Source organism: Phenylobacterium sp. (genome assembly GCF_028290885.1).
Classification (GTDB): Bacteria; Pseudomonadota; Alphaproteobacteria; order Caulobacterales; family Caulobacteraceae; genus Phenylobacterium.
On sequence record NZ_JAQGIZ010000161.1, the window covers coordinates 1 to 5,113 of the forward strand.

At 68.0% G+C, this 5,113-nt stretch carries 7 protein-coding genes; 5 read left to right on the top strand and 2 right to left on the bottom strand.

Features of this window, described 5'->3' with window-relative positions:
- The coding region (locus JWP28_RS10935) for a glutathione S-transferase family protein (RefSeq protein WP_299542802.1) at positions 1-910 on the top strand (910 nt) is incomplete at its 5' end.
- A gap of 152 nt (positions 911-1,062) precedes the next feature.
- Here the strand turns inward: JWP28_RS10935 and JWP28_RS10940 are convergent.
- Positions 1,063-1,476: a VOC family protein gene (locus JWP28_RS10940; protein ID WP_299542804.1), complete on the bottom strand. Its 414-nt coding sequence runs from the start codon at positions 1,474-1,476 to the stop codon at positions 1,063-1,065.
- Between the two features lie 37 nt (positions 1,477-1,513).
- Positions 1,514-2,053, bottom strand: a complete 540-nt coding sequence (locus JWP28_RS10945; protein ID WP_299542806.1) for a GNAT family N-acetyltransferase — start codon at positions 2,051-2,053, stop codon at positions 1,514-1,516.
- A 136-nt stretch (positions 2,054-2,189) separates the two neighbouring features.
- Between JWP28_RS10945 and secG the strand changes: the two genes are divergently transcribed.
- The 4 genes from secG (at position 2,190) to JWP28_RS10965 (ending at position 5,063) form a co-directional block, all read left to right on the top strand.
- The gene (secG, locus tag JWP28_RS10950; RefSeq protein WP_299542807.1) at positions 2,190-2,633 is read left to right on the top strand and encodes a preprotein translocase subunit SecG; all 444 of its coding nucleotides are present in this window, start codon (positions 2,190-2,192) and stop codon (positions 2,631-2,633) included.
- 77 nt (positions 2,634-2,710) lie between these two features.
- A complete protein-coding gene (locus JWP28_RS10955) occupies positions 2,711-4,348 on the top strand; it encodes a CTP synthase (RefSeq protein ID WP_299542809.1) in 1,638 nt (545 codons plus the stop codon).
- A gap of 26 nt (positions 4,349-4,374) precedes the next feature.
- A complete protein-coding gene (locus JWP28_RS10960; protein WP_299542811.1) occupies positions 4,375-4,701 on the top strand; it encodes an MmcQ/YjbR family DNA-binding protein in 327 nt (108 codons plus the stop codon).
- Positions 4,665-5,063, top strand: a complete 399-nt coding sequence (locus JWP28_RS10965) for an MmcQ/YjbR family DNA-binding protein (RefSeq protein WP_299542813.1) — start codon at positions 4,665-4,667, stop codon at positions 5,061-5,063. Before JWP28_RS10960 ends, JWP28_RS10965 begins: the two co-directional genes overlap by 37 nt.
- Positions 5,064-5,113: the final 50 nt, after the last annotated feature.

The window sequence follows — 5,113 nt, forward strand, 5'->3', positions numbered from 1 at the left end:
CCGGCCCCCGGCCGCCGCTCCGCCTTGTGGCCAGCGATCCAATTGGCGAGGACACGATCAGGTTGACGTACGTTCCTGCCTGATCACGCAACTCGCCCGACGGAACGCGCCGACGAGTCAGGTCGGCGACGGGTCGGGAGCGTCAGTTGGCAACCTGTCCGAGACCGGACTGCCCGGACGTGCGCTCGGGGTGGAAAGGCGACGTCCGCCAATGATTAATGTCGGCAGGGGCGTAGCCGCTGCGTCCTTAGCTGCAAAACGGAGATCGCGAATGGTCGCCCTGGTCCTCACCACCTTCGATTGGGTTCCCGAAATGCCGCGCGGCTATGTGCGCGACCTGCGCGTGCGTTGGGCGCTGGAAGAGGCCGCGTTGCCCTATCGGGTCGAGAGCACGCCGTTTCGAGATCGGGGTCCCGACCATTTCGCGCACCAACCCTTCGGCCAGGCGCCTTGGCTGACCGATGGAGACCTCTCGATCTTCGAGAGCGGCGCGATCCTGCTCCACCTCGGCGAGCTGAGCGACAAGCTGTTGCCCGCGGATCGGCGCGGCCGCAGCGACGCGAAGGAATGGCTGTTCGCAGCGCTCGCTTCTGTCGAGGCCGCGAGCCAGCCCTGGTCCTTCTTCATGTTCTCAGGTGACGCCGACGAAACGCCAATGCGAAAGTTTTTTGACTCCTTCCTTGAGGCCCGGCTCAAGCACATGGAAACGGTCCTGGACGGAAGCGAATGGCTGGTCGGCACCTTCTCCGTCGCCGACATTCTCATGGCGGACGTGCTGCGGCTGGTCGATCGGTTCGACGGGCTGGCGGACTATCCCGCCTGCCGCGGCTACGTCGCGCGCGCCACGGCCCGGCCAGCCTTCGCCAAGGCCCACGCCGGCCAGATGGCGCATTTCGCCGCGGCGGATTGAGCCGGGCCGACGAACCGACGATCGCGAAACCGCCGTCAGATCCCGTAGAGGTCTGCAAGGGGGTCGAAAGCCGTTGCGGGCATTCCGGCAAGCGGCAAGCTGCGCCAGCGGCCCTGAAGCGCTGAAGATGGCTGCACTTATGAGGACATACCCTAGGAGGAGGGCCCTTTCAGCTCGACGGTGTTGCCCTCCGGGTCACGGACGTAGAGCGAGAAGCCGTTGCCGTCGGCGCCGTAGCGCTGGCCTTCCTCCACGACCGTGACGCCGTGCGCGGCCAAGTGCGCGCGGATCGCCGGCTCGTCGAACGGCCGGACCTGCAGGGCGAAGTGGTCGAGGTTGCGGCCCTCGGGCCCCGGCGCGGCGCCGCCGAGCTTGCCCAGCGGCCCGTCGAGGGTGACGAGGTCGATCATCTGCCGGCCGGCGCGGATGTGCGTCAGGCCAAGCTCCGGGCGATCGCGGTCGACCGACAGGCCCAGCACGCCCTCGTAGAAGCCCAGCATCGCGGCCTTGTCGCGGATCCGCAGGACGATGTGGTCGAAGCCCTCGACCCGGATCGGGTTGGCCATGCGCGTCTCCCTCTCGGAGGACTGGTAGGGGCCGAGCCTACAGCAGAAGCCCGAACAGGCGGCAGTCGCGCCGCTCGCCGTCGCGCAGGACGTGGCCGCGCAGCAGACCTTCCTCCTCGAAGCCGAGCTTCTCCAAAAGGCTGTCGGAGCGGCGATTGCCCAGGTGCGTGCGGGCGAGCAGCCGGCGAAGGCCGCGGGTCGCGGCATAGTGCAGGACCGCCCGCATGGCCTCCAGCGCATAGCCCTGGCCCCAGGCGTCGCGGCCCAGCATGAAGCCCACCTCCGCGCGCTTGTGCCGCCGGTCGATCTCCGAGAGGTCGCAGGTTCCGATGAACCGGTCGTCGGCCAGCGGGCGGAGCGCCCAGTAGACGGCCTTGCCCTCGTCCATCTCCGCCACCTGGCCGGCGACGATGTTGGCGACCATGTCGGGGTCGTCGCTCTCGGGCATGTCCCAGAAGGCCATGACCTCGGCGTCGCGCATCAGGGGGAAGATGTGCCCGGCGTCGTCGGCGGCGAGCGGGGTGAGCCGCAGGCGCTCGGTCTCCAGGATTGGCAAGAGGCTGACGTTGACACTCATGGCTTGTGTGGGGACTGCGACGCCCTAGCTATGGCCTTGCGGCGGGCTCGGTGATAGAGCCCGCGCTTCATTTCGGCGCCCCGCCTTTCATTTCGATGAAGGTGTGACCGCCCGAACATACTGGACCGCAAGACCTATGCTGATTGGCATCCTGCTCGCCGCCCAAATCGTCGTCAGCCTGATCCTCATCGGGGTCGTGCTGCTGCAGCGTTCGGAAGGCGGCGGCTTCGTCGGCGGCGGCAGCCCGTCAGGCATGATGTCGGTGCGCGGCGCGGGCGACCTGCTCACCCGCACCACCTGGATCCTGGGGGCGGCCTTCTTCATCATCAGCCTGCTGCTGACGATCCTGGCCAGCCGGGAGAAGGGCGCGTCCTCCGTCGTCGACCGGCTGAAGATCGATTCCGTCGATCCCAGCATGCTCAACCAGCAAAAGACCAGCCGGCCGCCGGCCGGCACGGCCCAGCCCGGCGGCCCGCAAGGCGCGCCCGCCCCGCTGCAGGCCCCGACGCCCACCGTCCGCAACCCGTTCCTGGGCGACAACCAGGACCAGTCCGCGCCCGCCGCGCCGCCTCCGAAATAGCCGTGGCGAAAAGAAGCGGGGACGAATCGCGCCGGGGCAGGGGCCGCGGCGGCGAATCACGGCTAATCTGAACGCCCATGGCGCGGTACATCTTCATCACCGGCGGCGTGGTCTCCTCCTTGGGTAAGGGTCTGGCGTCCGCCGCACTCGGCGCGCTCCTGCAGGCGCGCGGCTACAAGGTGCGCCTGCGCAAGCTCGACCCCTATCTGAACGTCGATCCGGGGACCATGAGCCCCTATCAGCACGGCGAGGTGTTCGTCACCGACGACGGCGCCGAGACCGACCTCGACCTTGGCCACTACGAGCGGTTCACCGGCGTCAACGCCACCAAGAACGACAACATCACCACCGGCCAGATCTACAAGACCATCATCGAGAAGGAGCGGCGCGGCGACTATCTGGGCGCGACCGTCCAGGTGATCCCGCATGTCACCGACGAGATCAAACAGTTCGTGCTGTCCGATCCCGGCGAGGGCGTCGACTTCGTGCTGGTGGAGATCGGCGGCACAGTGGGGGACATCGAGGGCCTGCCGTTCTTCGAGGCCATCCGCCAGTTGGGCCAAGAGCTCCCGCGGGGACATGCCTGCTTCATCCACCTGACGCTGCTGCCGTTCATCAAGACGGCGGGCGAGATGAAGACCAAGCCCACCCAGCACTCGGTGAAAGAGCTGCGCTCGATCGGCATCCAGCCGGACATCCTGCTCTGCCGCTGCGAGATGCCGATCCCTGAGAGCGAGCGGAAGAAGCTCGGCCTGTTCTGCAACGTGCGGCCGAGCGCCGTCATCCAGGCGATGGACAGCGCCAACATCTACGCGGTGCCGCTCGACTACCACGAGCAGGGGCTGGACTCGGAGGTGCTGGACGTCTTCGGGCTGACGGACGCTCCGAAGCCCGACCTCAGTCGCTGGGAGAGCATCGCGCACGCGCTGAACCACCCGGACGGCGAGGTGAACATCGCCATCGTCGGCAAGTACACGGCGCTGACCGACGCCTACAAATCGCTGATCGAGGCGCTGGCCCACGGCGGCGTGGCCAACAACGTGCGGGTCAGGTTCGACTGGATCGAGGGCGAGGCCTTCGAGCGCGAGGAGGAGCTGATCGGCGAGCGGCTGACCGGGGTACACGGCGTCCTGGTGCCCGGCGCCTTCGGCGAGCGCGGCTCGGAGGGGATGATCCGCGCCGTGCGCTTCGCCCGCGAGCACGCCATCCCCTACTTCGGCATCTGCTTCGGCATGCAGATGGCGATGATCGAGGCCGCCCGGAACCTGGCCGGCATCCACCAGGCCTCCTCCTCGGAGTTCGGCCCGACGTCGGAGCCGATCGTCGGCCTGATGACCGAGTGGGTGCGCGGCAACGAGAAGGAGATCCGCACCGAAGGCGGCGAGCTCGGCGGCACCATGCGCTGCGGGGCTTATGAGGCGGTGCTGACGCCCGGCAGCCGGGTCGCGGAGATCTACGGGACCCCGACCATCTCCGAGCGTCACCGCCATCGCTACGAGGTCAACATTGGCTACCGCGACGCCATCGAGCAGACCGGGCTGAAGTTCACCGGCCTGTCGCCCGACGGCGTGCTGCCCGAGCTCTGCGAGCGCGATGACCACCCGTGGTTCGTGGGCGTCCAGTTCCACCCCGAGCTGAAGAGCCGTCCCTTCGACCCGCATCCGCTGTTCGCCAGCTTCATCGGCGCGGCGCGGAACCGGAGCCGGCTGGTCTGAGAAGCGGGCTTGGCGGATGATGGGTCATGCCGACCCACGCCGACATCCGCCGTCTGGCCCTGGCGTTGCCGGAGACCATCGAGGCGCCGCACTTCGAGATCGGCTCCTTCCGGGTGAACAGGAAGATCTTCTGCACCATGGCCGCCGACAGCCCTCGGATCATGCTGAAGTTCGATCCCGAGGATCAGCGGAACCTGGTGGCGGACGATCCGGCCGCGATCCAGCCCGTGCCCGGCTACTGGGGCCAGAAGGGATCGACCTACATCCAGTTCGGCCAGGTGGACGAGGCCAGGCTGGCCTCGCTGATGCGGCTGGCATGGGCGACGGTCGCGCCCACGCGCCTGCTCAGGTGATGGCCAGCGCCGCGGACCTGCGCCGGATCGCGCTGGCTCTGCCCGAAGCCTATGAGGATCTGCACCGCCGCCGGCCGGCCTTCCGCGTGCAGGCGCGGATCTTCGCCATGCTGGGCGTGACCGGCGAGACCAGCCTGTTCACCTCGCTGGGCTGGGACAACGTCGCCGTGGTCAAGCTCGATCGGGAGGACCAGCTCAACATGATTGCCGCCCACCCAGAGGCGGTGCAGGAAACCGAAACCTACGGCCATCACGGCTGGACCTATGTCCGCCTGGAAGCCATCGACGAAGAGGCGCTGGCGATAGTCCTGCGGCTGGCCTGGACCCACGTCGCGCCCAAGCGGCTGTCGCGGGCGTCCTAGTGACGGGCGTCTACGGCGCTCGCGCTTGATCGAGCAGGGGGTTTCATGCA